Source organism: Clostridium tyrobutyricum (assembly GCF_019144085.1).
Classification (GTDB): domain Bacteria; phylum Bacillota; class Clostridia; order Clostridiales; family Clostridiaceae; genus Clostridium_B; species Clostridium_B tyrobutyricum_A.
The window spans coordinates 1-24,423 of the sequence record NZ_JAHHUY010000039.1 but is presented as its reverse complement, the minus strand read 5'-3'; the positions used below and the strand labels follow the sequence as shown (position 1 = coordinate 24,423).

General features: G+C 28.8%; 38 protein-coding genes. 8 read left to right on the top strand and 30 right to left on the bottom strand.

The window, feature by feature from the left end; translation table 11 throughout:
• Window positions 1-95 precede the first annotated feature (95 nt).
• The 25 genes from KM800_RS13530 to KM800_RS13410 all read right to left on the bottom strand — a co-directional run bounded on the left by KM800_RS13530 (window position 96) and on the right by KM800_RS13410 (window position 17,390).
• A complete protein-coding gene (locus KM800_RS13530) occupies window positions 96-1,028 on the bottom strand; it encodes a reverse transcriptase domain-containing protein (protein WP_217813560.1) in 933 nt (310 codons plus the stop codon).
• Window positions 1,025-2,113, bottom strand: a complete 1,089-nt coding sequence (locus KM800_RS13525; protein ID WP_217813559.1) for a hypothetical protein — start codon at window positions 2,111-2,113, stop codon at window positions 1,025-1,027. Before KM800_RS13525 ends, KM800_RS13530 begins: the two co-directional genes overlap by 4 nt.
• Window positions 2,114-2,333: 220 nt before the next feature.
• Window positions 2,334-3,071 carry a hypothetical protein gene (locus tag KM800_RS13520; protein WP_217813558.1) on the bottom strand — a complete coding sequence of 246 codons (738 nt, stop codon included), beginning with the start codon at window positions 3,069-3,071 and terminating at the stop codon, window positions 2,334-2,336.
• Window positions 3,072-3,312: 241 nt separating this feature from the next.
• Window positions 3,313-3,759: a hypothetical protein gene (locus KM800_RS13515; protein ID WP_217813557.1), complete on the bottom strand. Its 447-nt coding sequence runs from the start codon at window positions 3,757-3,759 to the stop codon at window positions 3,313-3,315.
• Window positions 3,760-3,824: 65 nt separating this feature from the next.
• Window positions 3,825-4,595, bottom strand: a complete 771-nt coding sequence (locus KM800_RS13510; protein ID WP_217813556.1) for an N-acetylmuramoyl-L-alanine amidase — start codon at window positions 4,593-4,595, stop codon at window positions 3,825-3,827.
• A gap of 21 nt (window positions 4,596-4,616) precedes the next feature.
• Complete coding sequence (locus KM800_RS13505) at window positions 4,617-4,931, bottom strand: hypothetical protein (RefSeq protein WP_217813555.1); 315 nt, start codon at window positions 4,929-4,931, stop codon at window positions 4,617-4,619.
• Between the two features lie 192 nt (window positions 4,932-5,123).
• Entirely contained in the window at window positions 5,124-5,582 is a 459-nt protein-coding gene (locus KM800_RS13500; RefSeq protein ID WP_217813554.1) for a head maturation protease, ClpP-related, read from the bottom strand.
• The gene (locus KM800_RS13495; RefSeq protein ID WP_243652123.1) at window positions 5,575-6,846 is read right to left on the bottom strand and encodes a phage portal protein; all 1,272 of its coding nucleotides are present in this window, start codon (window positions 6,844-6,846) and stop codon (window positions 5,575-5,577) included. The genes KM800_RS13500 and KM800_RS13495 overlap by 8 nt, the downstream gene beginning before the upstream one ends.
• The gene (locus KM800_RS13490; RefSeq protein WP_217813553.1) at window positions 6,843-8,603 is read right to left on the bottom strand and encodes a terminase large subunit; all 1,761 of its coding nucleotides are present in this window, start codon (window positions 8,601-8,603) and stop codon (window positions 6,843-6,845) included. The genes KM800_RS13495 and KM800_RS13490 overlap by 4 nt, the downstream gene beginning before the upstream one ends.
• Window positions 8,596-9,102 (bottom strand): phage terminase small subunit P27 family, encoded by a 507-nt coding sequence (locus KM800_RS13485; RefSeq protein ID WP_136711012.1) that lies wholly within the window; start codon window positions 9,100-9,102, stop codon window positions 8,596-8,598. The genes KM800_RS13490 and KM800_RS13485 overlap by 8 nt, the downstream gene beginning before the upstream one ends.
• Before the next feature lie 161 nt (window positions 9,103-9,263).
• Window positions 9,264-9,434: a hypothetical protein gene (locus tag KM800_RS13480; protein ID WP_217813552.1), complete on the bottom strand. Its 171-nt coding sequence runs from the start codon at window positions 9,432-9,434 to the stop codon at window positions 9,264-9,266.
• Entirely contained in the window at window positions 9,435-9,803 is a 369-nt protein-coding gene (locus KM800_RS13475; protein ID WP_217813551.1) for an HNH endonuclease, read from the bottom strand.
• A gap of 252 nt (window positions 9,804-10,055) precedes the next feature.
• Window positions 10,056-10,622: a tyrosine-type recombinase/integrase gene (locus tag KM800_RS13470; protein WP_217813550.1), complete on the bottom strand. Its 567-nt coding sequence runs from the start codon at window positions 10,620-10,622 to the stop codon at window positions 10,056-10,058.
• Between the two features lie 25 nt (window positions 10,623-10,647).
• Window positions 10,648-10,824: a hypothetical protein gene (locus tag KM800_RS13465; RefSeq protein ID WP_217813549.1), complete on the bottom strand. Its 177-nt coding sequence runs from the start codon at window positions 10,822-10,824 to the stop codon at window positions 10,648-10,650.
• Window positions 10,825-11,503: 679 nt separating this feature from the next.
• Window positions 11,504-12,013 (bottom strand): hypothetical protein, encoded by a 510-nt coding sequence (locus tag KM800_RS13460; protein ID WP_217813561.1) that lies wholly within the window; start codon window positions 12,011-12,013, stop codon window positions 11,504-11,506.
• 50 nt (window positions 12,014-12,063) lie between these two features.
• Entirely contained in the window at window positions 12,064-12,219 is a 156-nt protein-coding gene (locus KM800_RS13455) for a hypothetical protein (RefSeq protein ID WP_187115126.1), read from the bottom strand.
• A gap of 404 nt (window positions 12,220-12,623) precedes the next feature.
• A complete protein-coding gene (locus tag KM800_RS13450) occupies window positions 12,624-12,818 on the bottom strand; it encodes a helix-turn-helix transcriptional regulator (RefSeq protein ID WP_039658505.1) in 195 nt (64 codons plus the stop codon).
• Window positions 12,808-13,023: a hypothetical protein gene (locus KM800_RS13445; protein WP_039658504.1), complete on the bottom strand. Its 216-nt coding sequence runs from the start codon at window positions 13,021-13,023 to the stop codon at window positions 12,808-12,810. Before KM800_RS13445 ends, KM800_RS13450 begins: the two co-directional genes overlap by 11 nt.
• A 173-nt stretch (window positions 13,024-13,196) precedes the next feature.
• On the bottom strand, window positions 13,197-13,889 hold the full coding sequence (locus tag KM800_RS13440) for a DUF2786 domain-containing protein (protein WP_217811208.1): 693 nt from the start codon (window positions 13,887-13,889) through the stop codon (window positions 13,197-13,199).
• Window positions 13,890-13,918: 29 nt separating this feature from the next.
• Entirely contained in the window at window positions 13,919-14,077 is a 159-nt protein-coding gene (locus KM800_RS13435; RefSeq protein WP_217813548.1) for a hypothetical protein, read from the bottom strand.
• A gap of 29 nt (window positions 14,078-14,106) precedes the next feature.
• Window positions 14,107-15,108 (bottom strand): hypothetical protein, encoded by a 1,002-nt coding sequence (locus KM800_RS13430; RefSeq protein ID WP_217813547.1) that lies wholly within the window; start codon window positions 15,106-15,108, stop codon window positions 14,107-14,109.
• Between the two features lie 29 nt (window positions 15,109-15,137).
• Window positions 15,138-15,947: a hypothetical protein gene (locus KM800_RS13425; RefSeq protein WP_217813546.1), complete on the bottom strand. Its 810-nt coding sequence runs from the start codon at window positions 15,945-15,947 to the stop codon at window positions 15,138-15,140.
• Window positions 15,948-16,177: 230 nt separating this feature from the next.
• Window positions 16,178-16,693: a helix-turn-helix domain-containing protein gene (locus tag KM800_RS13420; protein ID WP_217813545.1), complete on the bottom strand. Its 516-nt coding sequence runs from the start codon at window positions 16,691-16,693 to the stop codon at window positions 16,178-16,180.
• A gap of 4 nt (window positions 16,694-16,697) precedes the next feature.
• Window positions 16,698-17,090, bottom strand: coding sequence for a hypothetical protein (locus tag KM800_RS13415; RefSeq protein ID WP_217813544.1), 393 nt, complete (start codon window positions 17,088-17,090; stop codon window positions 16,698-16,700).
• A gap of 129 nt (window positions 17,091-17,219) precedes the next feature.
• On the bottom strand, window positions 17,220-17,390 hold the full coding sequence (locus KM800_RS13410) for a hypothetical protein (RefSeq protein WP_160285372.1): 171 nt from the start codon (window positions 17,388-17,390) through the stop codon (window positions 17,220-17,222).
• Between the two features lie 134 nt (window positions 17,391-17,524).
• Here KM800_RS13410 and KM800_RS13405 point away from each other — a divergent pair, with 134 nt between their 5' ends.
• On the top strand, window positions 17,525-17,740 hold the full coding sequence (locus KM800_RS13405; RefSeq protein WP_136711003.1) for a hypothetical protein: 216 nt from the start codon (window positions 17,525-17,527) through the stop codon (window positions 17,738-17,740).
• Here KM800_RS13405 and KM800_RS13400 read toward each other — a convergent pair.
• Window positions 17,722-17,898, bottom strand: a complete 177-nt coding sequence (locus KM800_RS13400; RefSeq protein WP_208936561.1) for a hypothetical protein — start codon at window positions 17,896-17,898, stop codon at window positions 17,722-17,724. The genes KM800_RS13405 and KM800_RS13400 overlap by 19 nt on opposite strands.
• Window positions 17,899-18,017: 119 nt before the next feature.
• A complete protein-coding gene (locus tag KM800_RS13395; RefSeq protein ID WP_217813543.1) occupies window positions 18,018-18,251 on the bottom strand; it encodes a helix-turn-helix transcriptional regulator in 234 nt (77 codons plus the stop codon).
• Between the two features lie 149 nt (window positions 18,252-18,400).
• Here KM800_RS13395 and KM800_RS13390 point away from each other — a divergent pair, with 149 nt between their 5' ends.
• The 7 genes from KM800_RS13390 to KM800_RS13360 all read left to right on the top strand — a co-directional run bounded on the left by KM800_RS13390 (window position 18,401) and on the right by KM800_RS13360 (window position 21,957).
• Window positions 18,401-18,796: a helix-turn-helix domain-containing protein gene (locus KM800_RS13390; RefSeq protein ID WP_217813542.1), complete on the top strand. Its 396-nt coding sequence runs from the start codon at window positions 18,401-18,403 to the stop codon at window positions 18,794-18,796.
• Between the two features lie 26 nt (window positions 18,797-18,822).
• Window positions 18,823-19,725, top strand: a complete 903-nt coding sequence (locus tag KM800_RS13385; protein WP_217813541.1) for a hypothetical protein — start codon at window positions 18,823-18,825, stop codon at window positions 19,723-19,725.
• The gene (locus tag KM800_RS13380; protein ID WP_217813540.1) at window positions 19,682-20,212 is read left to right on the top strand and encodes a hypothetical protein; all 531 of its coding nucleotides are present in this window, start codon (window positions 19,682-19,684) and stop codon (window positions 20,210-20,212) included. The genes KM800_RS13385 and KM800_RS13380 overlap by 44 nt, the downstream gene beginning before the upstream one ends.
• Window positions 20,213-20,304: 92 nt before the next feature.
• A complete protein-coding gene (locus tag KM800_RS13375; protein WP_217813539.1) occupies window positions 20,305-20,613 on the top strand; it encodes a M domain protein in 309 nt (102 codons plus the stop codon).
• 68 nt (window positions 20,614-20,681) lie between these two features.
• Window positions 20,682-21,023, top strand: a complete 342-nt coding sequence (locus tag KM800_RS13370; protein WP_217813538.1) for a hypothetical protein — start codon at window positions 20,682-20,684, stop codon at window positions 21,021-21,023.
• Window positions 21,024-21,226: 203 nt separating this feature from the next.
• Entirely contained in the window at window positions 21,227-21,406 is a 180-nt protein-coding gene (locus KM800_RS13365) for a hypothetical protein (protein ID WP_217813537.1), read from the top strand.
• A gap of 140 nt (window positions 21,407-21,546) precedes the next feature.
• A complete protein-coding gene (locus tag KM800_RS13360; protein WP_217813536.1) occupies window positions 21,547-21,957 on the top strand; it encodes a hypothetical protein in 411 nt (136 codons plus the stop codon).
• Window positions 21,958-21,983: 26 nt separating this feature from the next.
• Here the strand turns inward: KM800_RS13360 and KM800_RS13355 are convergent, their stop codons facing one another.
• From KM800_RS13355 to KM800_RS13345, 3 genes are all read right to left on the bottom strand, one after another.
• Complete coding sequence (locus KM800_RS13355; RefSeq protein ID WP_217813535.1) at window positions 21,984-23,780, bottom strand: DUF2326 domain-containing protein; 1,797 nt, start codon at window positions 23,778-23,780, stop codon at window positions 21,984-21,986.
• Entirely contained in the window at window positions 23,777-24,013 is a 237-nt protein-coding gene (locus tag KM800_RS13350) for an ABC-three component system middle component 8 (RefSeq protein ID WP_217813534.1), read from the bottom strand. Before KM800_RS13350 ends, KM800_RS13355 begins: the two co-directional genes overlap by 4 nt.
• Window positions 24,010-24,423 (bottom strand): ABC-three component system protein (locus KM800_RS13345; RefSeq protein ID WP_217813533.1); only part of this gene is annotated, 414 nt, incomplete at its 5' end. The genes KM800_RS13345 and KM800_RS13350, both read right to left, overlap by 4 nt.

The window sequence follows — 24,423 nt, the reverse complement described above, 5'->3', positions numbered from 1 at the left end:
GGCCATTGGTGGACCTCCTGACCGGATTAATAAACTGTATTGGGTAATGGCGTGGTTGATGGGTTTAATAAAAATTTTTATATTAATTTTATTTGTTATATATTATCAATAAGTTGCTTTAAACTTTTATATCCTAAATCATGAATTACTGACATCATGTTTTCTGAATAGCATTGTTCATATTTTTCTCCTTCAACTGATAATATAAATGATTGTAGGCCTTTTACTTTAATTTTATTTATTTCATTTTCTTTGTGTTCTTTAAAATTTTTCTTTGAAATTTTAATTGCTAAATTATATAAATCATCTTTTCTTTTACGACCAACAGATAACTGTCTATAATTATCAAACATTTTAATTATATTAATTCCGGTTACTTTTACATGATTAGATTTATTTAGATTAATACTTCTTGTTTTTCTACAATTTAACTTTAATCCGAATTTTTTCAAATTTTCGCAAACTATTTTTTCTATTTTTTCTATTTTTAGAGGAGTATCTGATTTATATGAAATTGTTAAATCATCAGCATATCTTGTATACATAATATTTTTTAAATTTAACTTTTTTAAATTTCCATATAAAATATTATCAAAATCTTTTAAATAAATATTAGCAAGAAATGGTGACGGAATAAGACCTACAGCCAACCCTCTATTTGATATTGAACATGACTTAATAATATCACTACAACTAACCATACTAAGTTTTTTTCTATTGTTTAGGTTTATTTCATAATATAATTTCTTTATTAACCTATTATGGTTAATACTTTGAAAAAAGTCTTTTATATCAAACATAATAAAAATATCATTATACATATGAGTTTTAGCATTTTTAATAATAGATCTATTTTTTATATATGCTTTAGCAAATTTTGAAGGCAATACTCTTTTATATAAAAGTGAAGCAATTTTTACGTGAAATTTTCTAAGTTCAATATCAGAATCAGATTGATTATAGGTTATTATTTTTCTATAACCATGCTTTTTCGGAATAAAAAATATTTTACCTTTTATTTTTCTCATAAATACATACTTCCTCTATCTAATAAATCTTCTTTTGATATTATGTTATTGTACTTTTCATAGATATATTTAAATCCTCTTGAAGTATCTGTTCTCTTTGAAATTGATATTCCTTTTTCATTCCTTGGATCAATTTTAATCCACTCCATAGCATGAAGAATATATAAAATGAAAGAAATAGCTTTTCTAAAATTCAACCTAGCATTTATTGAATTTGATATTTCAAAAACGCAATCCAAACTTGAAATATCTTCTTTTCTATGTTTTTGAACTGTATTTAAAAATAATTTTTTTAACCATTTTTGACATATCGTTAATCCTTCGAAAAAATTATTAGCACTCCTAAAATCCTTTCTAAACTCAGGAATATTAAAAATTGCTATTGTATAATATCGTAAAATTTCTAAGTCTATAGAAATATGTATTTTTTTATTCGACTCAATACGATAGGAGTTTAAATTATTAATATTTTTACCATAACTAGATTCTATAATTTCAAGATTTTTATTATCAGGTTTATTATCAATAAATTTATCTATTTTAGCACTCAAATTTTTTCCTATTATGTTTTTATTAAAATAAGTTCTTATTTCTACATTAACCCGATTTTTGATATACTTTTCAGTAACTGGATAAAATATCTCTCGTTTAGCTATTAAGTCACTATAGCCCCATAATAAGAATCCTGAAAAATGATTTATTTCAGCATTTTCCTTATCTGGAATCAAAACAAATGTTTTTTTTGCAATACAATTGTTCGATGCAAATAGTGCTATTTCAGCTGCGGTTGAATGACTTTCATGTATTATAAATATTCCGTCAACAGCCATACAAGCTAAGGTTTCAACATCATTAAGGTTTTCTAAATTTATAAATTTATAACCTAACATTTTACCATTCTTATCTTTATTAATAACAAAATTTTCTTCTAATATTATACAGTGGTAACCCTTTCCTTCTAAATATTCTTTCAATACAACCCTCTTATCATCCTTAGGATTAACAAAATTATATTTAACTCCGCATAAAAAATACAGTGGAACTGGGTTTTTATATTTTGCTATATTTTTAAAATAATATTGCATAATTATTCATCACCTTTAAGAGGAATCCTACTAAAATTATTATTAGTAAATCATCGTAAAATTTCATATTTTTGTAGATAGAACCAGTTTGTTCTATCTTAATAAAATATGAAATTTTCACTCTCATATATATCGGCGGTAGTCCGATAATAATTTTACAATTTTGTATTTACAACTACCTTAACTTCTAAGGTTGGCTGAATGCCATACTAGGATTCCTCTATGTAATATTATAACACAAAATCTTATCACTTAAACTAGTATCAAAATACAATTTATTTCTACCTGTATTATTAATGATTTCCTTATATTCCTTTAAACTAGCTCCTTCTATAAATATTTTTTTATCTTTTAATATCTGATTCATAGTTGACTTATTTTTTGGTTGTGATCTTTTACTAAAAAGAACTAAAAATACTATATATTTAAGTATTGTACCTTTATCATGTTGATTTTCTACACTGTATCTATCTTTTTCTATTACAAGATTTAGTAAAGATATAAAATCATTAATTCCAATATAATAATCAAAATGAGTTAAGATTTTTTTATCATTTTGACCTAAATATTGAATTCCTTTAAATTTAAATTTTTTATCATTAATCTTAAAACTTACGTCTTGTCCAGTATCATTTATTAAATTGCACATACATAAGTAAATAGTATTGCTTTCTTCTTTAAATGTATCAAATATATAAATAAGCATTCGTACTATATCATATTCACTTAAGTAGTACCTAGTTTTTCTTTTCTTAAATTCTTGTTGAAATAATACACTAGTTCTTTTTCCCTTCTTTTTTAATTGTAATTTTGTTTTAAAAACAATACCTTCTACATCAGGTATTATTTCCTTATAGATAATAAAATTTTTATCTATTTTCCAGTCAGGATGTTTGTCCTTTATATCTAATACTGCTTGTTTATATACACTATCCATATAATTTAAGAAATGGCACATAGTTCTCCTCCAAATTACAATTTTTTATTAAATTGTTTATCCATAATTATTATACAATATCACACTCTTAATTTTAATAATTAGTTACAATTAACTCTTTAAACTTTCTTATATTGATTTTCCTCCCATTCTACTTATAGGTGACTTTAATATTAAACATCTTCCTTTCTTTTTAGAACCACGTTCGTTTAACAAGTAAAAAAATAGTGACCTAGTATGGCCACTATGATAAATTTAAAATTTATTTAATCTCTAAGTTAGTTGCATCACTTGACACATGCACATTGTTATTTATTACATCTGATATGTCTTTATTTTCATCAAAGGCAGGAGCTAATACTCCACTATCTTTAACCTGAAAATTTATCTTTCCACAAATGGCCTCCCTGAAATGATCCATTTCCTCTTGAGATATACCTGGAATCTTTTCAACTAAAATCTTGTTAAATTCGTCTGCCTTTTGTTTTCCTGCATCTGGAATAAATCTAAATTTTTGCTCTACAGTATAATATAAATCATGAGCAAGTTTATAATTCTCATTATACTTGTCTACTCCCATTTGGGCTATAAGAGCATCTCTCTTTTTCTTTAAATAATTAACTCCAACTGTTACTCCATAAGAAGCTAAAGCTCCCAAAACACTCAATACTCCACTTGCTATTATATTTGCTATTTCGTTACTTACCATAATATATTACCTCCATAAATTTTTATTTTTATAATTTAAAAGAGTCTTGAAATCAAGACTCCTAATTAACCACATATTCTTTTATGATCGCCATGACCATTATTGTCATTGGTATATGCATCTATAAAGCCCTTACCAATAGCAACATAATTTGCTCTATCAAGATGAATTATTAATCTTCCGTCAGCAGCTTTCTCAATATAGCCACCCGATATATTCATAATATTAGCTCCTGTTGGAATACTTTCATCATACTTTGGAGCTGATTTTACAGGAGTTACAGTAGTGTTGGTTGTTTTGGCCTGTACTGATGTATCTATCCCAGTAATACCCTTAACAATAGCAGTTGCAAGTTTCTCGGCATTGTATTTACTGCAATCTGATTTATTGTCGCAAAAGAATGGCTCTACCAATATTGCAGGCATACTGGTATACTTCAATACATATAATCCACCCTGCAGTTTTGCTCCTCTATTTGTAAGTCCCAGAAATGTAGAAATTTCAGCTGATACCCTGTCTGCATAAGTTTTTCCTGAATTGCTTGCATACTCAACTTCACATCCAGTGGCCTTGTCTGTTTGAAATGCATTGACATGCATGCAAAGATGCAATTGAGAGCCAATAGAATTAGCCTTATTTACCCTATAGGCAAGAGATTGTCCGAGTGTAAGTGCTGGACTTGCAGGCGGCGTACAATTATAGCAGGTATGACCTAGAGCCTGCAATTTCTTAATTACCAGTGCTCCATATTCTCTGCAGTCATGCTCCTCATTTCGATAGCCACTTGCTCCCCTATCCTGGCCAGTTCCGTGACCAAAATCGTAAGTCGTTTTCATATAATCATTTCCTTTCTAAATTTATATTTTGTCTTCCAAATCATCAATCCTATGATGTGCTGACTTAACACTCTCTTCAATCCTAGCAACTCTTTCTATCAAACTTGATATTTTTCTGTTTTGATCTTTGATATCAAGTTTGATATCATCAACTCCCCTGCTTATATAATCCAGCTGCATTTTAAGTTGAGTATCACCTTTTGCATCTTCTCTCACCTCCTGTTTAGAATTTCTTTCAGTATCATTTTTAAAACTCTTGTATCCTACAAAAGTCCCTACCATAGTACATAAAAGTCCTACAGCAGTGGTTATTGCTGCTATGTTAATATCATTCATATAGCACCTCCAATTAAGTATTTTTGAACAAAATAAAAGAACCTGGATAATCCAAGTTCTACTGAGTAAGATATTTTTTATATTCTTGTTTTACGGATTCATTATCCGTTTGTGCATATATTTGTGTAGTTGCAGGGCTTTCATGTCCCAGCAGATGTTGAATAGATGTTAGGCTCATACCTGATTTTAATGCTAGAGTATAGTTTCTTTTACTATATCCAGAACATCTGCAGCCTTTCTCAAATCCCTCATGTCTCCCTTTACGCCAGTAAGTGGATTGTGAATCATCATTACTCCAACTGGAGACATGAGTATTTCATCTCCTGCCATGGCTATAACACTTGCTGCACTCATAGCCTTTCCGTCAATTTTCATAGTAATTTTCCCATTATGATTTTTTAAAGCATTGTAAATACCTGCTGCGGCAAATACATCTCCTCCATAACTGTCAATCCATACAGTTATGTCCTTATCCTTATAATTATTTAACTCTTCTCTAAATGCATTAGGTGAAGCAGACTCCTCTTCAAGCCACTCATATATCCATGCATCATTATCTGGAACTATATCACCTGATATTCTAAGCTCTATGTTTTCAGATGACTCCTCTGAAGCATCATTTTTTATAAAATTCCAAAACTTTTTATTCATTTTTATTATCACCTCCACTATATTGTTTGCCTACCATGGTGGCAGGAATATAGTTTCCATTTACCATTATTATATCTCCCCCTTCTGCCTTTGGAAGATTCAATATTTCTCTAGCCTCATCAATCTTATAGATACCATTGTTGACTCCTGATGCCAGTGTCTCCATCTGTGTCTTGCTGTCAGTCCTCAATATAACTTTTTCATTGAATTTAAAAAAGAAACCCTCATCGGTTTCCCATTTTTCAAGAAGTTTATAAGTTATCTCTTCCTCATATTGTTTTAATGTAAACAGCTCCGTATCAACATAAAAACTCAACTGCTGCATTTCCGAGTTTGTATAACTTGATTTCTCATAATTATTAATTTGATTGGGCTTTATACCAAAAGCACCTGCAATCTGCAAAGCACTGAATTTTTTGAGTTCAAAAAATTGACTGTCTGTAAGTTTTATATTAAGTGGCGTGAGTTTCATTCCCAGAGGTACAGGAATAATCTTTCCGCTATTTTCAGAACCATTTGCAAAAGCTTCAAACCCTGCAATTAATTTTTTCTTTGCAGGTTCTTTTAAATCTCCTGTATATTCAAGTACCGCTTTAGCTGTAAGTCCGCTTTTATAAAGATTGTTCATGAAATTTTGGCTTTCAAGTCCACCTTCTAAAGTAGTTTTTAGAATATCTCTAACCGGTGCACCCATTATTCCATCAAAACTATAGGATGTTTTAAAATGCATTACATCATTATTTCTGAATGTATATGTCTGACCTGAATATTTATCTGTATAAAAATAATATATCTGACCTTTATCTCCAAAATATCCTTCATCATCAAGTATTACACGTACACTTTCAGAAGGCATGATCCACATATCCTGTATTTCATAATCACCACCATATTTATAGAGAGTCAGTTTTCTTCTGATCCACACAAAAGCATTTCCATAGTGATTTCTGTTTTGTTCAACAGTAGACCAGAATATTGAAGGAGTCATAAATGGATTTGGTCTCAATTTTAAAAGTTTATGAGCAGTATTTGACTCAGCTTTTTTTATACCATCATTGGTATCCTGATAAAATTTTAATGGCATTTTTCCTAAGGTTTCAGATAGCATTTTCAAACAAGTAAAATAAGTTACCTCACTAACCAATCTCTTTGGTGTCTTACTTATTCCCAGCCATTCAAGCAAATCTTCACTTTGCATATTAGCTGTGGGAGTTGGAGTTATTACATTCTTTATAGTTTTTATTGCTTTACTGAATACATTCAATCTTTCACCTCCTTGTCCCAACCCATCATCCTCAGGTATTCTTCTGTATCAGGTTCAAAATCATTCAATTCACTGATATACATTTCATGTGAGAAAATAGCTGAAGCGACAGGATCTATTCTCTTAAACTTGCTTTTTTTCTTTAATTTTATCTCTCCAAAACTATTTGTATCCTTCTCACAGTTGTCCAATGACCATGTAAAAAGTTTATTTCCATCATGTACTATATGTCCAACTTTTATCAAGTCTCTAAAACTTACTGTAGCATTGTCCAATTTAGCACAGGATTGTGGAACTTTAACACATTCCCAACCTCTATTTTCCATTTCAGCTACAAAGAAATTAGCATAATGCTGATCATATCCCAATTTGCCTCGTTTAAGATCATACTTCTCAACTATATTTTCTATATAGTTTACCATCTCCATATAATCTATAATCAATCCATCGTTGGCAGTAGTTTTAGTAAGCCATCCTTTACTAATCCAAAGATCATAAGGTACATTATCTGTCTTTGATTTTTCTTCAACAACCGCTGCAGGAATATATGAATGGCTGAATACAGCATATTTGATTATATCTTTATTCTGTTTCTTATCAATCTCAGTAAAATCAAACTCAAATGAATTGGATGTCAAATCACCTGTTTTTGATAAGTCAGCACCTATATTTACCTTCTGTCCTCTGAAGTCTTCAAAAGATATTTCCCTCTGATTCTTTTTCCAGTATTCAATATCAATATACTTGTCTTCACCTGCAGCAACATATATATTACAGTTCTTTGTAAGAAAATCCGTCTTCTTGCTTTCATCACTAGAACTTTTAGCAAGTACCATAAGTTCCTTTATACTTTCAATACCTACTTTATAAGTTGCTGCAACAGGATTGGCTTTTATCCATACAGTTTCATCATATGGATCATCTTCTTTTTCAAGTTCATTTATCATTACAAAATATCTGTCATTGTCAATAGTACCATCAAGAATGGAGCAACAGTCCTTGTATTCATAATAACAAGGTGTTTCTTCATAATCTACTCCTGCAGTTGTTATAATGACCAGCAATGGTTCCTGCCTTGAAATCATACCTGACTTCATAACATCATACATGGCTGAATTGGGATGGGCATGATACTCGTCAATAATTGCCATCTGAGGATTTTTACCATCACCAGTTTTTCCAGCTTTTTGAGAAAGATGTTTTATAAAGCTGTGGCTTTTTTTATGCCTTATTTCCTTCTGCACTATCTTAAATCTTTTTTTAAGTGGCTTGCTGAGCATAAGGTCCACTTCATCAAATACCAATCTAGCCTGATCTCTCTCAACACCAAGAGTATAAATTTCCGCTGCATTATGACCTTTAGCTCCACATTCATAGGCAGCCATTCCAGCTTCCATCTGTGACTTTGCATTTTTCCTTCCAACTTGAATAAAAGCAAATCTAAACCTTCTGTAATCTGTATCCTTGCACTTCCATGCTTCTATATTGCATACAACAAATTTCTGCCAGCTATTTAGAACTATAGGTTTACCTTCAAGTGGTCCTTTACTGTGCTTGCAATAGGAGAACCATTTGACAATTCTCTCCGCCTCTACTTCATCCCAGTAATAATTCCAAGTATCCGTCTCCATTTTCTTGAGATCGTTCAAGAATCTTTGACAGGCTTGTTTATGTCTTTTACATGCAAGTATACTTCCAGAAATAATTTTATTGCTATAGTCGATAAGTTCTTCAAGAACTGTATTATATTCAGACATCTCCAAAATCACTCTCAAATTCCTGTTCATCTTCATCAAGTTCAGGAGTATTGGCCTGAACTATTTTCAATCGTGATGCAGGAGACAGTCCAAAATCACTGGAATACTTTTTAAAAACATCAGCATATCTTATTTGAGTTTTTACAAGAGGATTTTCAACATCACTAACTCCAAGTTTACTTACCTGTTCTATTCTTAATTGTTCAGTGTGAAGTGCTATGGTGCATCTGATGTATTTATCCATGGCATCAGCACAAATGGCAAGTCCATATACATCAACGTTAACAAGAATATCAATTTCTTTAAGATTCTTGACAATGTCCTTGAAAATCTTTTTACCCATTTTGCTCATCCAGGTCGGAGGTCTTATTTTATTGCTTTGCAATTTTTCAAGTACTTTTTCCTGCTCCTGTCTTTTTTCAATTTCATCTTTTGTCAAATGACTTCTGTTTCCATTTTCTAGGATAGATTTTACAGACATATTTTTTCTTCCTGGCATTTTTATACACCTCCAAATTCCATCTAAAAACTTTCAAAAACCGAGAAAAACTCACAGAGTAGAGGCCACGCGACCTTTTGGGGCTCATATTAAACTTTTTTGTACCCCCCTGCCCTAATATAATCCAGCTTTTGTAAATAATCTCTGCAGGATGAATATTGCTACAACTTATCCTGCATTTGTAAGATGGCAAATCTTCCAAGTATCATGGTAACCTGGTCTTCACTGGGTTGTTTCCCCTGCTCTTCCTGCTGTATGATATCCAACATATCTTGTGATACATCTCTCATATCAGTAAAGAACTTCTTTGCTTTAACTATATCCCTGTCCATTTACTTTATCCCTCCAATCTTATTCCACTTCCAAATAAGATTCACAAGTAATCTTTGTGTACCTTCTTTATCATTCTTATACATATCATGAATCATATTGTGTGATCTATTACTTAATGGAATTATATTATATATATCCAATCTCTTATTCCAATCATCCTTGATTGGAACTATATGATGATATGCATCTGCCAAAATTATACTTTCATCAATATAATATGACCAAAGACAAAGGCCTTTATATTTTACTGAAATAAACTCTCTTAACTTTTTCCACTGTCTTGAATTATAAAAGGATTGTTCCTTTTTATCCCTTCTATATTTTTTATAGTGCTTATATTTTTCTTTACGATTTGTTTCAAATGCCATTTTGTGTTCTTCACAATACTTCTCATTACCTGGAATAATTCTGTGACAATCTCCAAAAGCACAAACATTCTTAGGAATTTTACCACCTTCGTTCGTATTTTGAATTTGACTTAATATACATTGTGTAAAACTTATTTAAACCTATCTTATATACGCTCTATGGCTTATATTCAGTAGCCTTATAAGCACTAAACCAAATCATGTATTTCAATGAGTTTTACATATACTCATTATGACAAATTAGAGTACTACTTAAATTCCAAAGTTCATACTATCTAGTGCTTTATCTATAGCATGCTGTTCTACTCCAATATATCTAAGAGTTACAAATTGACTGCTGTGATTGAATATCTTCTGTAATAAAGCTATATCTTTTGTCTTTTTATAATATAAATATCCAAATGTTTTTCTAAGAGAGTGACATCCTAGATCTTCTATGCCAAGCATACCTCCAATTTCTGTTATGATCTGATATGCTCTTTGTCTTGTTATTGGTTTATTCATATGTTCCCTAGATTTAATCAAATAGTCATAGGATTCTTTGCCAACACAGTATTTCTTCAAGCACTCTCTAACTTCCTGATTCAACTTTATACGCTTGAATTTATTTGTCTTGCCTTCACGTAAGATCAAGTACTTTTTGATGTTATTGTTCTTATCTCTTATATCACCAACTTTAAGTTTTAATATATCGGAGATTCTAAGCCCTGTATGAAATCCCAGTTCCAGCATTACATAGTCTCTTTCGTTGTTTTGTTTGGCATATTTCAAAATATCTTGAACTTTATTTATATTTTTTATTGGCTCAACTACATTCATATCACCACCTCACTATGAAATTATTTTATTTTATCTGTCTAATAGCACCTCTAACTCTTTTAAATGTATCATGCTGCATAAGTTTCTGATAATCATAAAAGGAGAGGTGCTCACCTCTCCTGGATTTATTCTTATTTGATTCTTTTATTTTATCCTTCAATATCTCTTTCACTTTCACACCTCTCCACCTTCTTTCATGCATAAAAATAAGCATCCTGAATGATGGATGCTTATTCTATAACTAATTGTTGGGGAACAACAATTTCTGTTAAGTGGCAGTTGCACTTGAGTTTAGTGTGCCCTGCAACTACAGGCACCAGTCTGGTAATTACCATTACTTTTCTTCATTTATGTAAAAGCATTATTTCCATTTTCTCTAAGGTATTTCCTTAGGACACTTATTATGATATAGGTTTTATGTTACAAATTGACGTCATATTTATTAACTATCTATTTAATTTTTTAAGATCTTATAAACAATATAAATAGGACACCTGAATAATTAGATGCCCTGCACAAGATATAGTATTAATTTATTTACGGCTTCCCGCATTGGTAGCTCCATTTAACCCTGGAGCCATAGGCTTATCAAAAAAGGAGAATTTAACAGTTATCATCAGTTGTAATCCCTGATGCATTATCACAATATCATTATATTACATTTTGGCAATATTTTAATTCCTATGTAATTCCAATTTAATTCCTAAATAATTCCTGATAAATCACTATTTACGTTTAATTAAAAAATTACCAATGACACCTATAATTATAATTAAAATAACAATGGCAATAGGAATTCCAATAACATTCTTTATATTTAAATTCATTTTATCACTCCTATCCTTCCAGTATTTATCATGTTGTAAAAATTATAACATACATTAATTAACTGTACTAACCCAAGGTTCCCAATTAGCAATATTCTCAATCAGTCTGTGCCTTCTCTTAGTAACTGCACCCTGTGTCATATTAAATTTCATACCTATCTGCCAGTCTGCTTTCCTATATTTATATTTTTCCTTCAAAAAATCCTTATCTTCAATTCTTAAATCTTTTATATTAACTTCAATTACAGAATTACTGGATTCCATGTTTCGTAACCGTTCTTCTATGTCAGCAATCTGTTCTATCTTCCATGACTGTTCCCTCAGCAACTTATCCGTTATACGCAGTAAAGTCCTCTCGGCATAGCTTTCACCTGTATGACTTGTCTGAACTCTTTCTTCATATACCATTGATCTAGATTCTTCGGGGAGGTTTACTTTAACATTCCTGAGCTTGTACCCTATTTCATCTATCTGTTTTTTCAGGATATTTAATTTCATATTAAGTGCTCTCATTCTCTTATCTCTATTAAAATAATCTCTGAGCTTACTCTCCATATTAGCCATTTGAATTTTATCCATTATTTTAACTCCTCCCCTGAATCTTATTTATATTTCTACAAAAAACTCTCCTGTATATTAATCTTCTTAATTTTCTTGTCTGCTTTATTTTCAATTTTACTTATTTTCTCTTCAAGTAATTTTCTATGTTTCTCCGAAGTACTGTATTTCAAAGAAAGCTTTAATCTTTCCATCTCAGTTAATTCTTCCATAATTTCACTCCTGTCATGTATAATAATCCCAATTATGTAAATACTATAAATGTTTCCCCATATTTTTTTCTATGCATTACCAGGATTTTTCCTCCTGGTCTTTTTTTATTTTATATGCTACATAAAATTTCCAGTATAATATATCTAATTTCTGTACATCCTATTTCACATAAGGTTATTAATATATTGAATCTATTAATATTCAATGTTTACTCAAACTTAAATATTATGCTGAAGTATATTGATAGTTACCTTTATACTGGTGATGATCAATCTCCGGTGTTTTAATAATCATAGTTCCCCTATAACCATTGCTATGCCAGGATTTCACCCCTGGCTTTTTTATTTGCAAATATAAAAACACCGTAAAATTCTTTTGAATAATACGGTGTATAGAAGTTACTCTAATCATTAAGCATAAATAATTCATCTACTGTAGTATTTAATAATCTAGCCAATTTCATTGCTAATTCTAGCGTTGGATTATACTTATTATTTTCAATGGCATTTATTGTTTGTCTTGTTACATTCAAAGCGTTGGCTACATCTTCCTGTCTGAGTCCAAATTGTTTTCTTAAAATTCTTATATTATTTTTCATCTCTTCCAAGCTTCCATTTCAAAAAAAATTGTACTGAAATCAAAACAAAGTTCTGTGTTATTAATAAGAAACCTGCTAGCCCCATGTTTCCTGTATGAATAAAATTATATATAAGCCAAACTGCTAAAAATACTATCGTATAAGTCCATGCACATTTTATTGCTTTTAAACTAATACTCATTTCCATTTCATCCATCTTTCTCATAGCAATCATTCTCCTATAATTATTTATAAAGTACAAATGTAAAAATCTTTTTACATTTATATTTTAACAACTGTTATGGATAAATGTCAATAACTTTTTACATTTATCATACACCGTACTATTCAATTTTCAAAGAACTATTTACTTCACAATAATTTGATTTTGGTTATTAATTAGCTGTTCAACAACACACTTTCATCTGACTTCCCCTGCTCAACTTTATCTGAGATACTGAATTTCTTTCCATCTTCAACTCCTTGTTGCATAATATCTGAATTACCTTCAAATTTCTGATTTAAGTTAATATATCCCTTAAATTTAATATTTTCATATCGTTCTATAACCTCTGAATCCTTTTGTAAAACAAGTCCCCATTCTTGGTTATCTCTCTTTTGTTCTTCAAATTTATCATTTAAGCCTGATATAAAACCAAGTGCATAATCGCTAACGATTCCTTTTGTACTATATCCATCTTTTCTATATCGATACCTAATTCTATTTGTCTCGCTTAAAATACAATCAATAGCATATTCCAAAACTATATTACATACTGTTATATCTTCTTCTCTGCCTAAAAAAGTTATTATATGTGTCTTATTGGTATTATAATAGCAATAACATCCAAAATTATCTGCTATCAAAGAACCTAATAGCCCCTTCCATTTTGCAGATTTAAAACTTATCTTGGTCTTTTTATTTAATACTTTGGTATTATAAATTTTATAATTTTCTACTTCTTTCATAGATATTTTATATTTCACTACTATTTCTTGAACTTTAAGCATTGCCAATTTAGCTTCATTTTCATTGCTACTTTCACTTAAAGCCAATAGCTTTTTTACTTTTTCAATTACTCTTGTGTCCATTTTTCCACCTCTCAAATCTTCAGTATACACTAATCCCTTTTCTTTATCTTCTCCATAATCCTGCAGGCAGCCAACAAATCAGGCTCATTGGCACATTTATATCCTGTAACACTCTTAACTGTCATTGCATAATCCAAAATAGTGTCAAACAACTCTATTATGTCATTAGGAATACTTGGCTCTTTCATATGAGTTGCTGTCTCCTTTAGATTTATATTCAATATCCTAAAAGTTTTCTTTCTAGAGACTTAAAATCATAATCACGCTGCTTGAAATTGTTAAAAGTGCTGTTGGAATTACATTGCTCTGAATTATTGGCTGTTTTATTTCTGTAATTGCCTTCCATGACCTTGATAAAATTCTGGCTTTTAATAATCCAATCAAAGCTACATGCACTCCACTTTCCATCTCTTCCAGACAAGAAATCACTTGTCTCAGCCATTTTAAACACTTTCAAGAATGTATCAAGGCTTGAATACTCCTGCCACCTTGCCTTTATAACAGACTTCCTCTGCTTGGATATTTTCTGCACTTTTGGCATTGATGGACACAAAGAGTTAAAAGCATGTACTATTTTCTCATAGGGAACTGAGTCTCTTTGAGGTTTATCTTCCTGAATTTCTTCCTGCTCCTTTGGACTATATATATTATTTATATTTTTATTATCATTTTCTTTTTTGTTTTCATTTTCTTTTTGTCCACGTATCGTTGACGAGCCACAAGACGAATCGTCAGACCTATCGTCTAACGTATCGTCTGATTCAGGTACTATTTCTTCACTGATTTCAGAATAATATTTGCTTAATTCCTGCATGAATAAAAGTTTCATGTTGGGATTTTTAATATTTCCAGCTATATATGCCAACAAACTCTTGTCTTCTACAGCTTTAAACTCTTTTTTAATGCAATCTACAACAGGTTTGCCACCTTTATTTAAATTAAATTTACCCCAGTTTTTTATAGCAAGTTCCCTTGTTTGGGTGTTATATTTTATTACCTTATGATGCTCTTCAAATCTAGCTATAAGTGCATTAACAGACTCAATGGAATATCCAAGTTCAAATGATATTAATTTTTTTGTTATTTTATATATACCTATCTGTGTTGTATGAGGATTAGTCAAAAGGTATATGAAAAACAACCTATCTTCCGGTGTAAAACTTTCAACTACATCTGGATCTTCCCAGAAACTTGTGTAAACATATCTAAATTGAGCCATACTATATTCTCCTTTTGTGTATTTTTATTTTAAACAGATTGCAGTACTTTCAAAACATGCCTTCTACCTATGGCGGTACGTGCATATCCATTGTTTTTCTTGAATTCTATATTGAGTATGTCATTATCCATACCGTATTCACGTGTTATTCTGCCTTCTATAGTTTGTTCACCATTCAAAGCCTGTACCAAATCCCCTACTTTTACTTCTGTTTTAGAAGTGATTTCAGAATGAATTTTAGACTTTGAATAATCTTTCACAACTTCACCTTCTATACAGTTTATATGCTTTATATTGTTAAATTCCAAAACCCAACCGTTAGAAATAATATCTATAATTTTGCCCGAATACTCTATAAGAATATTCAGGTCACCTTTTCTATGAATTACTCTTTCAATCTTTTTACAATCATTCTCCTCTAAAAACTCATCAAAATGTTGTTTTTGAATTTCAGTCAATGGAGGCTCTTTAAATTTCTCCGAATAATATACAACTTTATCCCAGGGCAGTATTGATGCCCTATTGTTAAAATGAAACTCCTCCCTGCCATTTTCACCTATCCAGTAGGCAATAAACCCATCTGCATTTACAACTTCTATTTCAAGGCTTTTTCCGCATTTGGCAGCTCTTGAAACTTCATAATCTGATATAAATCTCTTCAAAGTTTTTTCCTGCATAGGGGTTATATCCTTTGAATCAGTGTGAGGTACAGGTTTATTATGTATAAACTCTGCAGTCTGAAGTTTCATGGTTTCATATCCAATATCAAAAACACTCATTTGCCCAGGCAATAAATTAGATTTTGAGCTGTCAACAGATTTTTTCTTCCACCTGCTCATTTACGGATCACATCCTGAGTGTCTCCTGACTGGCGTATATTAAAATTCTTACCGCAGGCTACAATAAACTTACCTTGATTAAAAAAGGTTTCCTTGTTTTTAGTGGTTATAATTGTAAATATTTTTTTCACTTTGAATACACGCTCCTTTATGATATAATGGAGCTAAGATACTTTGCCGAGTATCTTAGCAAATAAACTTGTTTTTACCCTTTGTTAAGGGTTCTTTTTTTATCTTGATATTAAAGAATAATGCCTTGCAATACACTTTGCATTATGTTCCTGTATAAGTTTTTCCATATCTGCAAATCTGTTAAATGATATCTTCAGGCACTCAATATTGTGTTCAAGGTCAAGCCATTCCTGAAGCCCTTTTATAAACCAACGCCAGTCACTATCAGCAAAATCAGACCTGATCTTTTTATTTCTTATTAACCTCAACATATCTGGAAGTACGTCCATTGCCTCAACAGCCTCTTCCTGTAAACTCAAAAGTACACTTTCAATACTCAAATTTACATTATCAAGAACTGAATAACTATAAGCTTTTCCAATTCCACAACATTCCTTGCAATAAATCTGTGTTAAAAAAGGTTGCTTGTACAATCTTGACATGGCAAGTGCTATATCAGGTGAAGGTGTTGTATCTCCTGATTCATAGTTGATTAAAGTCCTTGATGATATATTTAATCTAAACGCTGCCTCTTCAATACTTAAATTACACTTTTTTCTTGCCCTCTTATACATCCTTCTAGTCCTCCTCTATGAACCATTCACCATACAAAATTTCTTCAATTGAAACAGGTTCATCAAACTTATTTTTCAAAGCAGTAAACTCACTATCATGACAAGGAATATATTCATATTTGTTGTTGGCATATGAACAATAGATTGTCTTACCCATACTGAATGCTTTAAAGGCTTCCAGTTTATCTACTGGCTCATTTACCAATCTGAATTTACTTCTCAAATTAAAATTTGATAATATAGGTTCACCTTCTTCATTTACAACTCTTCCCTCTGCATCCAAAGCAATTACGGCTCCTTCATTCGTCTTATAAGATTCTTCTGCAACAAACTTGAATTTCAAATTGTTATTTCTTCCAAACTTATCTATTAATTCTCCCAAGCTGTATTCTTTCAATTTTTAATCCTCCTTGAAAATTATTTATTTTTGGTACTATTTTTAAATATTCATCATAGAATATATTGAGCAAGTATTTATCTCTTTTCAGAAAAATATTTTTTATAAAAGGCCTTTCAGCCTTGTAGACTACTTTACTTCTTTAAGTTTATTTTCATTCTCTGCCTGCTTCTGAGCCTGTTCACGCATAACTTTTTCATAGAAGAAATCAAATATTTTCTTTTGGGTTATAGGTAAGCACTCCGGGTTCATGATAACTACTTTTATGTCCTCATATCTAATCCTCTCTCTTTTGGCCATAAAAATTCCTCCTAAAATTACTAATATTATAGTATTCAAATAGATGGTGCCTGGTTACTTAAATTACATTTTTTCCTAAAGGTTTTTACATATCCTTGTAGAATTATCACTATCAAGAAAGGTGGTGATAATCTATGAAATGTCCTAATTGTGGTTTTGAGGACCATCTTGACGAAGAAGTTAAATTCTGTCAAGAATGTGGAATATATTTAATAAACAATTGTTCAAATGATCAATGCGAAACAAACAATAACGATGAAAAATTTTCTTTACCTAATAATGCAAAATTTTGTCCTTATTGTGGCTCTATTTCAACCTTTAATGAAGAAGGCTATTTTAATAAAGAATAATTAATTTTATTACCACATTGCATACAAAATCTAGGTTTAGCTTGTATATTATGTGATAAAATATTCTTTACATTACAATGATTACATTTACCTATTAGCTGTACTTGAACTTTTCCTTCAGGTGTAGCTTTTCTTTGTTCTAAATTCTCATTATCCATTTATCTTTTTCCCCTTTCATAAAAACTCTGCAACTCAATTCACATATTCCATATCATTCCTGAAACTCATATCATGGTGATATAGAACTATGGGTTTTATAATAGAATTAGCTTAAATTTTATAGTGAAATATAGCTATCCTTATTGGACATTTTGTCTAAATTATTATTAAAAAAAAGAAATTCTATATCTTCTTCTAGTAAATTTGCCATTTGTTTTGCTAGAATCATTGTTGGATTTCTTAATCCACTTTCTATTTTATAATAATAAGACTTTGATATATTCAACACTTGTGATATATCTTCTACAGACAATTTTTTATTTAACCTGCACTTTCTTAAATTTTTTCTCATTAACTCATCTCCTTTTAGACATTTTGTCCATCAATTTAATTTTATTTTACTAGACAATATGTCTAATGTCAATAATTATTTTCCCGTTTTGGAAAAATTGTTATTCAATTGGACACATTGTGTTAATATAATTTCAAGAGGTGTTAATAATGGAATTTGGTGACATATTAAAACAATTAAGAGAAGAAAATGGGCTTTCAAGGGAAGATCTTGCAAATGCTTTAAGTATAACTTATTCAGCACTATCTAAATACGAAACAAATGTTAGATTTCCCGATAAAGAAACATTAAAAAATATTGCCACCTATTTTAAAGTTTCTTTAGATTACCTACTAGGAAGAACTAATATACGTACCTCTGCTGATAAAATATCTGAATCAGTAAATGATGATCCTGAGTTAACTGAATTTTGGGATACCCTAAAAGACAGAGAGGATTTGAAATTGCTTTTCAAGCAGACTAAGGAAATGACTCCGGGTGATATAAAGAAGATTATTAGAATTATAAAGGCTATAGAAGATGAAGAAGATAGAAATGATGGGTAAATATCTTGAGGGGGATTTAAAAGCACATGAAAAATAGTACTTATGGCTGTTACAGGTATTTTTTAGTACCATTTGATCAAATATCTATGTCTCAAATGTTGGTACATGATAGAAAAGCTCTTTTTGAATCTATTATTAATAATAATGATACTCAAATTGAAGATACTAATGATAACATAAAATATAAGTTATATATTATTGAAAATATTGGTAATTTATACTTTTTTAAATTTAGTAAACAAACTTACACAACAACTTATAAAGATACTGGAAATGATATAAAAGAAAATATAATTAAAAATAATCCATTTGTACATATCATAATAAATACAGAGCTTCAAATTATACTTATACAGAAAAAAACAACTGTATTTAAAAACTATTCTCTTACAATAAATGCCTTTAAAAAATATATAAATCTTTTTTTACTTTCGCACGGATATGAGATTACAGTTGATCAATTAAGTGATCCTAAGCATTTTTGGCAAATTATAGATACAGCAGAAAATGTATATCAAGTAGACTTAAATTTAAAATCACCCAATATGTTTGAAGGAATAACTAATGCTGAAGAATTTGCAAAAACTTTAAAAGAAGTATCTAATTCTACTGAAAATAATATAAATCTTAAAAATGATCAAGGCAACCTTAGATTAAAGAAACATTTTTTTAAATCATTTATAGAATATATAGCATGTGGTGGTGGAAAGTGGTCTGCAAAAGCTAAGTTTTTTGGAAAAAAAGCTAAAACATATACAAGTTCTAATAATTTGAACCAAGTTGAACTCCCCTCTGAATTAAATGACAATACTATTAAAGAAAATACTAATAAAATAGAAAAAATATTATCAGATATAAATAAAAAGCCAGGTGATACCATAAGTAATGATAAAAAAGATAAAAGAAATGATGATACCAAAAAATCCTAAAATATACAAATTATGTTTTACTGTCTTTTTATGTTTATTGATACCATTTATAATTGTAAGGTATAATATTAATTTAAATGATGTAAAAGTATTAGGAGACGATTTTTTAATAACTTTAATAACAGGTTTATTATCTTTAAGTGTAGCCACCATAGCATTATTATATCCAACTATTAATTCTATTAAACAATCATTTAAAGAATTTCCAAAACAAAAAGAAGCTCTTTTAAATAAATTACTTAATAACTGCATAAAAGAGATTAAAGATGATACATTTTTAATATTCAAATTTTTAGTTTTTGTTATTTTAATTTCTATATTTTATTCAATGGATATTCCTAATATAACATGGAATATAAAAATTATAAGTAAAAGTCAAATATATTGGTATTCTAAATTATCTAGTTTAAATTTATGTGTACTTGCTATATATGATGTAATAAAAACTATATTTATTATATTAACAGCTGAATATACTAAATATTAATTTTATATTTTAATACCACAGTTTAAATAATATATGGTATAATTTCATATAATAGCCATGACTAGAAAATAAATTTGAAAGGATATGATTTAATGAACAATGAGGAAAAAATATTAAACCTACTAGGCAATCTTACAGGTAAGGTTGATTCAATTGACAATAGATTTAATTTAATACAATCTCAGCTTGATGAACTCAAATCTCAAACAACTGAAAATACTCAAATTCTCAAAGCATTGGAACACAATTCACAAATACATAAAGCTGAAATAGATAACTTGACACATACTGCTGCCCAAATATCTGGTGATGTAAAATCGATTAAGTCTCCAGTTATCAAAGGTCAAAAGGCTTATGACTTCCTTGAAAACTTCAATAATTTTTCTTCATCTGAAAATTAGCGTATCAGGTGGATTAATGATATTTTAAATAAAGATTTTATTAAATACATACTTGAGAGGATGATTTTATGGATATACTAGACAAGCCACTCCTGAAGGCTCTTTTAAATCAGGATATACCCTTCTATGAAGTTATGAATGCATTCAATATTAAAACAACTATAGGTTTTAACATGCCTTCCGGTTTATTAGGATTTGTTTACGTAAGTAGACGTGGAAATTATCATTTGATTCTTAATGGTTCTATAAATTATAAAACTCAATGCAGAGTTTTCATACATGAAATCAAGCACATTACTGATGATATGCCTAATATTGGCTATATGATAGGATTGGACATGCAGCATACAAATATGGAGCAATCTGCTGATGATATAGCTGACATGATTTGTGGGACTAATAACAATTAAATGCTATTATTTTTTTACTTTTAAGACGAACATAAGTTCTGTGTAAATGCCATTATATGAGAATATATGTCTGTTTTTTCAATTGAAAAATATGATATAATAGTCCCAAGAGAATAAAAAATATTTTTAGTTGTCATCCCCCCGGAGTTTATCTCTTACCAAGGAGTCGTTACGGTTAATCTGACATCAGAGGGGGTGACAGGATGAGTGATACTTTAATTGCGTTAATAGTAGTATGTGTTACATCATTAAGCTTAACGGCTATGGTGATTGTAGGAACATATTTTAAGGATAAATTAACTCTAAAAAGTAAATCTTCGATTGGGAAGTTATCTGAAAATGAAATTTCCATAACTGCTGAAGAAAAAAACTCAAAAAATTAAAATACACCCTCGCATAAGTGCATTTTAATCAACTCAAAAAATTAAACAACTTTTAAAACCGTAACGGCTTCTTCTAAATATATTATAACACATTTTATGATTTTTAAATCATATTTTTATGCTAAAGGAGTTTTATACAAATGGACAATACAATATTAACTAATGTTGCTCAGTTTATAGGTACAAGTATAGCTAGTCAGCTAACATGGGAACTGGTTAAATCTGGAGCATTAAGAATGTCTTTTATTGATAAATTTAGAAAATTTTTCAACAACGATGATAGATTAACAGAAAAGTACATAAAAGAAATTTCTACTAAAAAATCATTAAGTGAAAAAAGACCATTTAATGATATAAGATCTATTTATGAAAACCTAACTAATACTGATATGCCAGAACAATTTAGTAATTGTATTTCAGAATGGATAAAACAAAATGAACATAATTTTAATATATATACCAAATCTCAAAATACTTTTAATATAAAAAATCAAATAAGCTATGATTCATCTACTATAAATAACATTAACACTCAAAATAATTACAAATGAGGAATTATTTCTATTAATTCCTCATTCTAAAATTCCATACTAAATAATTTACCTGAGTTATCTGGATTATCATTTAGTTCCAAAGCAATTTGTTCATCAGAAAAAGTATATTTTGTTTTATCTTCTAAATATGGTAAATCATCTTCTATTAATGTGATTATAATTTGTATTCCATAATCATCGCACACTTTATTTAATACATCTATATAATTCATTTTCTTTCTATTATCTAAGCTTTCAAAAATTCCATCATGATATACAAATCTATAAAAAGATTTATTAGAATAACATATTAAAAGTGATAAATCAAAACAGGCACATAGAATTTTTTTGTAACTATTACCATCACCTTGAGAGGTCAATTCATTATCTTCATCATCTAATATATCAGCATTAAATTCCACATTACCTTTTTTATTAGGATATATAGAAAGTCTCCCTGATTTATTTAGTATTTCTTTAGTAAGATTATAAAATGTAGTTCTTATATTAGTATATAAATCATTTCCTAATTTTATTTGATCTTGTATAGAAGAAGATACTTTATTTATGTCTATCACTGTATCATCTAAATCATCATTCAGTTGTTTAACTATATCTATATTTTCTAAATGACTCTGTAAATTAGCTATTTCTCTATCTATATTTACAATATCCATTTGATATTTTTTAAATTTCTTAAAACTATCCTTTTCTTTAACAAAAGATAACATATTGGATCTTTTAATGTTAAGCTCCTTTAATTGCTGTTTAGTTTCTTCTAAAAGTTTCTTTTTATTGGTAAATATTTCTTTTAAATATTTATTTCTTTCTTCAGTAACTCTATTATTGAATTCTATCAAAGCATCATAATCTTTTGTTATTTGTGTTGGAAAGTATATTTTTGCTTCATTATAAACTTTTTTAATATCTTCAACATTATAATTTAATTTTAATCTTATAGATTCTTGTATATTTCTAATCTCATATTCAAGATTATATTCTAATGTATTAAGTTCGCTTACTTTATTCTCTATACTATCTATCAAAGATTTATTTATATTTCTTTCCTTTAAGTAAAAATCAAAATTATCAATTAATTCCTGTAATTTTTGTTTTTCTAATTGTTTAATTCCAATAGTACCATTTATTTTGTCTACTTCTTCATAATCTATTGAAAATTTTTCTTTTATATCTTTTATAACTTGTTTCTTAGAATTTTTTTTATCTTCTAACTCATACTTATCATATAAGTATTTTCCGTTAAATCCAAGTAATTGAAATAGAAATGGCTTCCACTCAATATCACTACCTTTGAATTTATTTAAATGAAATATATCTTTATAATCATCTTGAGTTCTCAAAAAATAATTTAACGTTTTTCTATAATTATAATTCTTTAAAACATCAAATGATAAATAATTATTTAATATATTTATTGGGTTCTTTTCAGGATGCTTAGAATTTATAGACAACTCTTTATAATCCCAAATAGTTTCATTTATGTAATTCTGATATTTATTATTATGCAACTTAAAAGAAATTTTGGTATTGTTTTTCACAGATCTTTTTATAGTGATATATTTTCCATTATTTAATTTTATTTCTAGAAAAAATGTAAAACTTTTAAATTTATCTATATGCTTTTTAAACATATGTTTTTTATTAATGTTTTTTAACAGCATAAAATCTAATACATTTATTAGTGTAGATTTTCCTAAATTATGAGTATCTATTTTTCTATTTTCTTCATGAGTTATTTTACCTAAAATTACATTTAAACCTTCAACAAATCTAAAACTTTTAAATTTATCATTATCTGAATATATTTGCATAAATTTCATAATATCAGCTCCAATGTATCACTTTCTTTATAATATTTTATTTTTCCAAATAAATATATAAAACTAAGCGATGGCAAAAAAGTATATTCAACATTTTTTCCAACTTTATTATAAATCTTATTATATAATTCACTATAACTAATAATTTTATTATCTATCATTTCTTTTAATATCAAACTTCCAACTCTTATAACACTACTATCAACATCTAAATATTTATGTGGTTTTATCATTTTTTAATCATCTCTTCTTTACATTTTTTACCTATATCACAATTACAATACATAAAATGTAAAAATACAAATATAAAGTTTCTATCTAATCTTAATTCATCTTCATGTTTATTAAAAGTATAATCATATAAAACTATAAATATTCTGTCAAATTTGTCATAATCATTTCTACAAGACGTTATCTTAAGTTTTAATTCATTAATTGTATTCATATACATTTTTAAATATTGCTTATTTTTTGGATCTTTTAAAAAATTGTCTATTTTATAAAAATATTGCATATGCCCCTCTTTTATATTTTCAAAATAATCACTAGATAAATTATTTAAACAATTTTTTATTTCTAATAAAGGTATATTCATAAAATCTACATCTTCACTAATATTATTACAAATATTATCGATTTCTTT

What these genes read in the sequence shown, in the direction of transcription:
- KM800_RS13465 (WP_217813549.1), bottom strand. Translation starts at nt 10,824, where the DNA reads ATGCATGAAAGAAGGTGGAGAGGTGTGAAAGTGAAAGAGATATTGAAG.
- KM800_RS13430 (WP_217813547.1), bottom strand. Translation starts at nt 15,108, where the DNA reads ATGGCTCAATTTAGATATGTTTACACAAGTTTCTGGGAAGATCCAGAT.
- KM800_RS13505 (WP_217813555.1), bottom strand. Translation starts at nt 4,931, where the DNA reads ATGAATGATATTAACATAGCAGCAATAACCACTGCTGTAGGACTTTTA.
- KM800_RS13440 (WP_217811208.1), bottom strand. Translation starts at nt 13,889, where the DNA reads ATGGACACAAGAGTAATTGAAAAAGTAAAAAAGCTATTGGCTTTAAGT.
- KM800_RS13515 (WP_217813557.1), bottom strand. Translation starts at nt 3,759, where the DNA reads ATGGTAAGTAACGAAATAGCAAATATAATAGCAAGTGGAGTATTGAGT.
- KM800_RS13435 (WP_217813548.1), bottom strand. Translation starts at nt 14,077, where the DNA reads ATGAAAGAGCCAAGTATTCCTAATGACATAATAGAGTTGTTTGACACT.
- KM800_RS13370 (WP_217813538.1), top strand. Translation starts at nt 20,682, where the DNA reads ATGGATATACTAGACAAGCCACTCCTGAAGGCTCTTTTAAATCAGGAT.
- KM800_RS13460 (WP_217813561.1), bottom strand. Translation starts at nt 12,013, where the DNA reads ATGGCTAATATGGAGAGTAAGCTCAGAGATTATTTTAATAGAGATAAG.
- KM800_RS13530 (WP_217813560.1), bottom strand. Translation starts at nt 1,028, where the DNA reads ATGAGAAAAATAAAAGGTAAAATATTTTTTATTCCGAAAAAGCATGGT.
- KM800_RS13375 (WP_217813539.1), top strand. Translation starts at nt 20,305, where the DNA reads ATGAACAATGAGGAAAAAATATTAAACCTACTAGGCAATCTTACAGGT.
- KM800_RS13395 (WP_217813543.1), bottom strand. Translation starts at nt 18,251, where the DNA reads ATGAGAAAAAATTTAAGAAAGTGCAGGTTAAATAAAAAATTGTCTGTA.
- KM800_RS13350 (WP_217813534.1), bottom strand. Translation starts at nt 24,013, where the DNA reads ATGATAAAACCACATAAATATTTAGATGTTGATAGTAGTGTTATAAGA.
- KM800_RS13355 (WP_217813535.1), bottom strand. Translation starts at nt 23,780, where the DNA reads ATGAAATTTATGCAAATATATTCAGATAATGATAAATTTAAAAGTTTT.
- KM800_RS13455 (WP_187115126.1), bottom strand. Translation starts at nt 12,219, where the DNA reads ATGGAAGAATTAACTGAGATGGAAAGATTAAAGCTTTCTTTGAAATAC.
- KM800_RS13445 (WP_039658504.1), bottom strand. Translation starts at nt 13,023, where the DNA reads ATGAGAAAGATGGATGAAATGGAAATGAGTATTAGTTTAAAAGCAATA.
- KM800_RS13475 (WP_217813551.1), bottom strand. Translation starts at nt 9,803, where the DNA reads ATGGCATTTGAAACAAATCGTAAAGAAAAATATAAGCACTATAAAAAA.
- KM800_RS13450 (WP_039658505.1), bottom strand. Translation starts at nt 12,818, where the DNA reads ATGAAAAATAATATAAGAATTTTAAGAAAACAATTTGGACTCAGACAG.
- KM800_RS13520 (WP_217813558.1), bottom strand. Translation starts at nt 3,071, where the DNA reads ATGTGCCATTTCTTAAATTATATGGATAGTGTATATAAACAAGCAGTA.
- KM800_RS13480 (WP_217813552.1), bottom strand. Translation starts at nt 9,434, where the DNA reads ATGGACAGGGATATAGTTAAAGCAAAGAAGTTCTTTACTGATATGAGA.
- KM800_RS13410 (WP_160285372.1), bottom strand. Translation starts at nt 17,390, where the DNA reads ATGGCCAAAAGAGAGAGGATTAGATATGAGGACATAAAAGTAGTTATC.
- KM800_RS13485 (WP_136711012.1), bottom strand. Translation starts at nt 9,102, where the DNA reads ATGCCAGGAAGAAAAAATATGTCTGTAAAATCTATCCTAGAAAATGGA.
- KM800_RS13380 (WP_217813540.1), top strand. Translation starts at nt 19,682, where the DNA reads ATGATAAAAAAGATAAAAGAAATGATGATACCAAAAAATCCTAAAATA.
- KM800_RS13425 (WP_217813546.1), bottom strand. Translation starts at nt 15,947, where the DNA reads ATGAGCAGGTGGAAGAAAAAATCTGTTGACAGCTCAAAATCTAATTTA.
- KM800_RS13390 (WP_217813542.1), top strand. Translation starts at nt 18,401, where the DNA reads ATGGAATTTGGTGACATATTAAAACAATTAAGAGAAGAAAATGGGCTT.
- KM800_RS13405 (WP_136711003.1), top strand. Translation starts at nt 17,525, where the DNA reads ATGAAATGTCCTAATTGTGGTTTTGAGGACCATCTTGACGAAGAAGTT.
- KM800_RS13420 (WP_217813545.1), bottom strand. Translation starts at nt 16,693, where the DNA reads ATGTATAAGAGGGCAAGAAAAAAGTGTAATTTAAGTATTGAAGAGGCA.
- KM800_RS13525 (WP_217813559.1), bottom strand. Translation starts at nt 2,113, where the DNA reads ATGCAATATTATTTTAAAAATATAGCAAAATATAAAAACCCAGTTCCA.
- KM800_RS13365 (WP_217813537.1), top strand. Translation starts at nt 21,227, where the DNA reads ATGAGTGATACTTTAATTGCGTTAATAGTAGTATGTGTTACATCATTA.
- KM800_RS13385 (WP_217813541.1), top strand. Translation starts at nt 18,823, where the DNA reads ATGAAAAATAGTACTTATGGCTGTTACAGGTATTTTTTAGTACCATTT.
- KM800_RS13500 (WP_217813554.1), bottom strand. Translation starts at nt 5,582, where the DNA reads ATGAATAAAAAGTTTTGGAATTTTATAAAAAATGATGCTTCAGAGGAG.
- KM800_RS13510 (WP_217813556.1), bottom strand. Translation starts at nt 4,595, where the DNA reads ATGAAAACGACTTACGATTTTGGTCACGGAACTGGCCAGGATAGGGGA.
- KM800_RS13400 (WP_208936561.1), bottom strand. Translation starts at nt 17,898, where the DNA reads ATGGATAATGAGAATTTAGAACAAAGAAAAGCTACACCTGAAGGAAAA.
- KM800_RS13490 (WP_217813553.1), bottom strand. Translation starts at nt 8,603, where the DNA reads ATGTCTGAATATAATACAGTTCTTGAAGAACTTATCGACTATAGCAAT.
- KM800_RS13470 (WP_217813550.1), bottom strand. Translation starts at nt 10,622, where the DNA reads ATGAATGTAGTTGAGCCAATAAAAAATATAAATAAAGTTCAAGATATT.
- KM800_RS13360 (WP_217813536.1), top strand. Translation starts at nt 21,547, where the DNA reads ATGGACAATACAATATTAACTAATGTTGCTCAGTTTATAGGTACAAGT.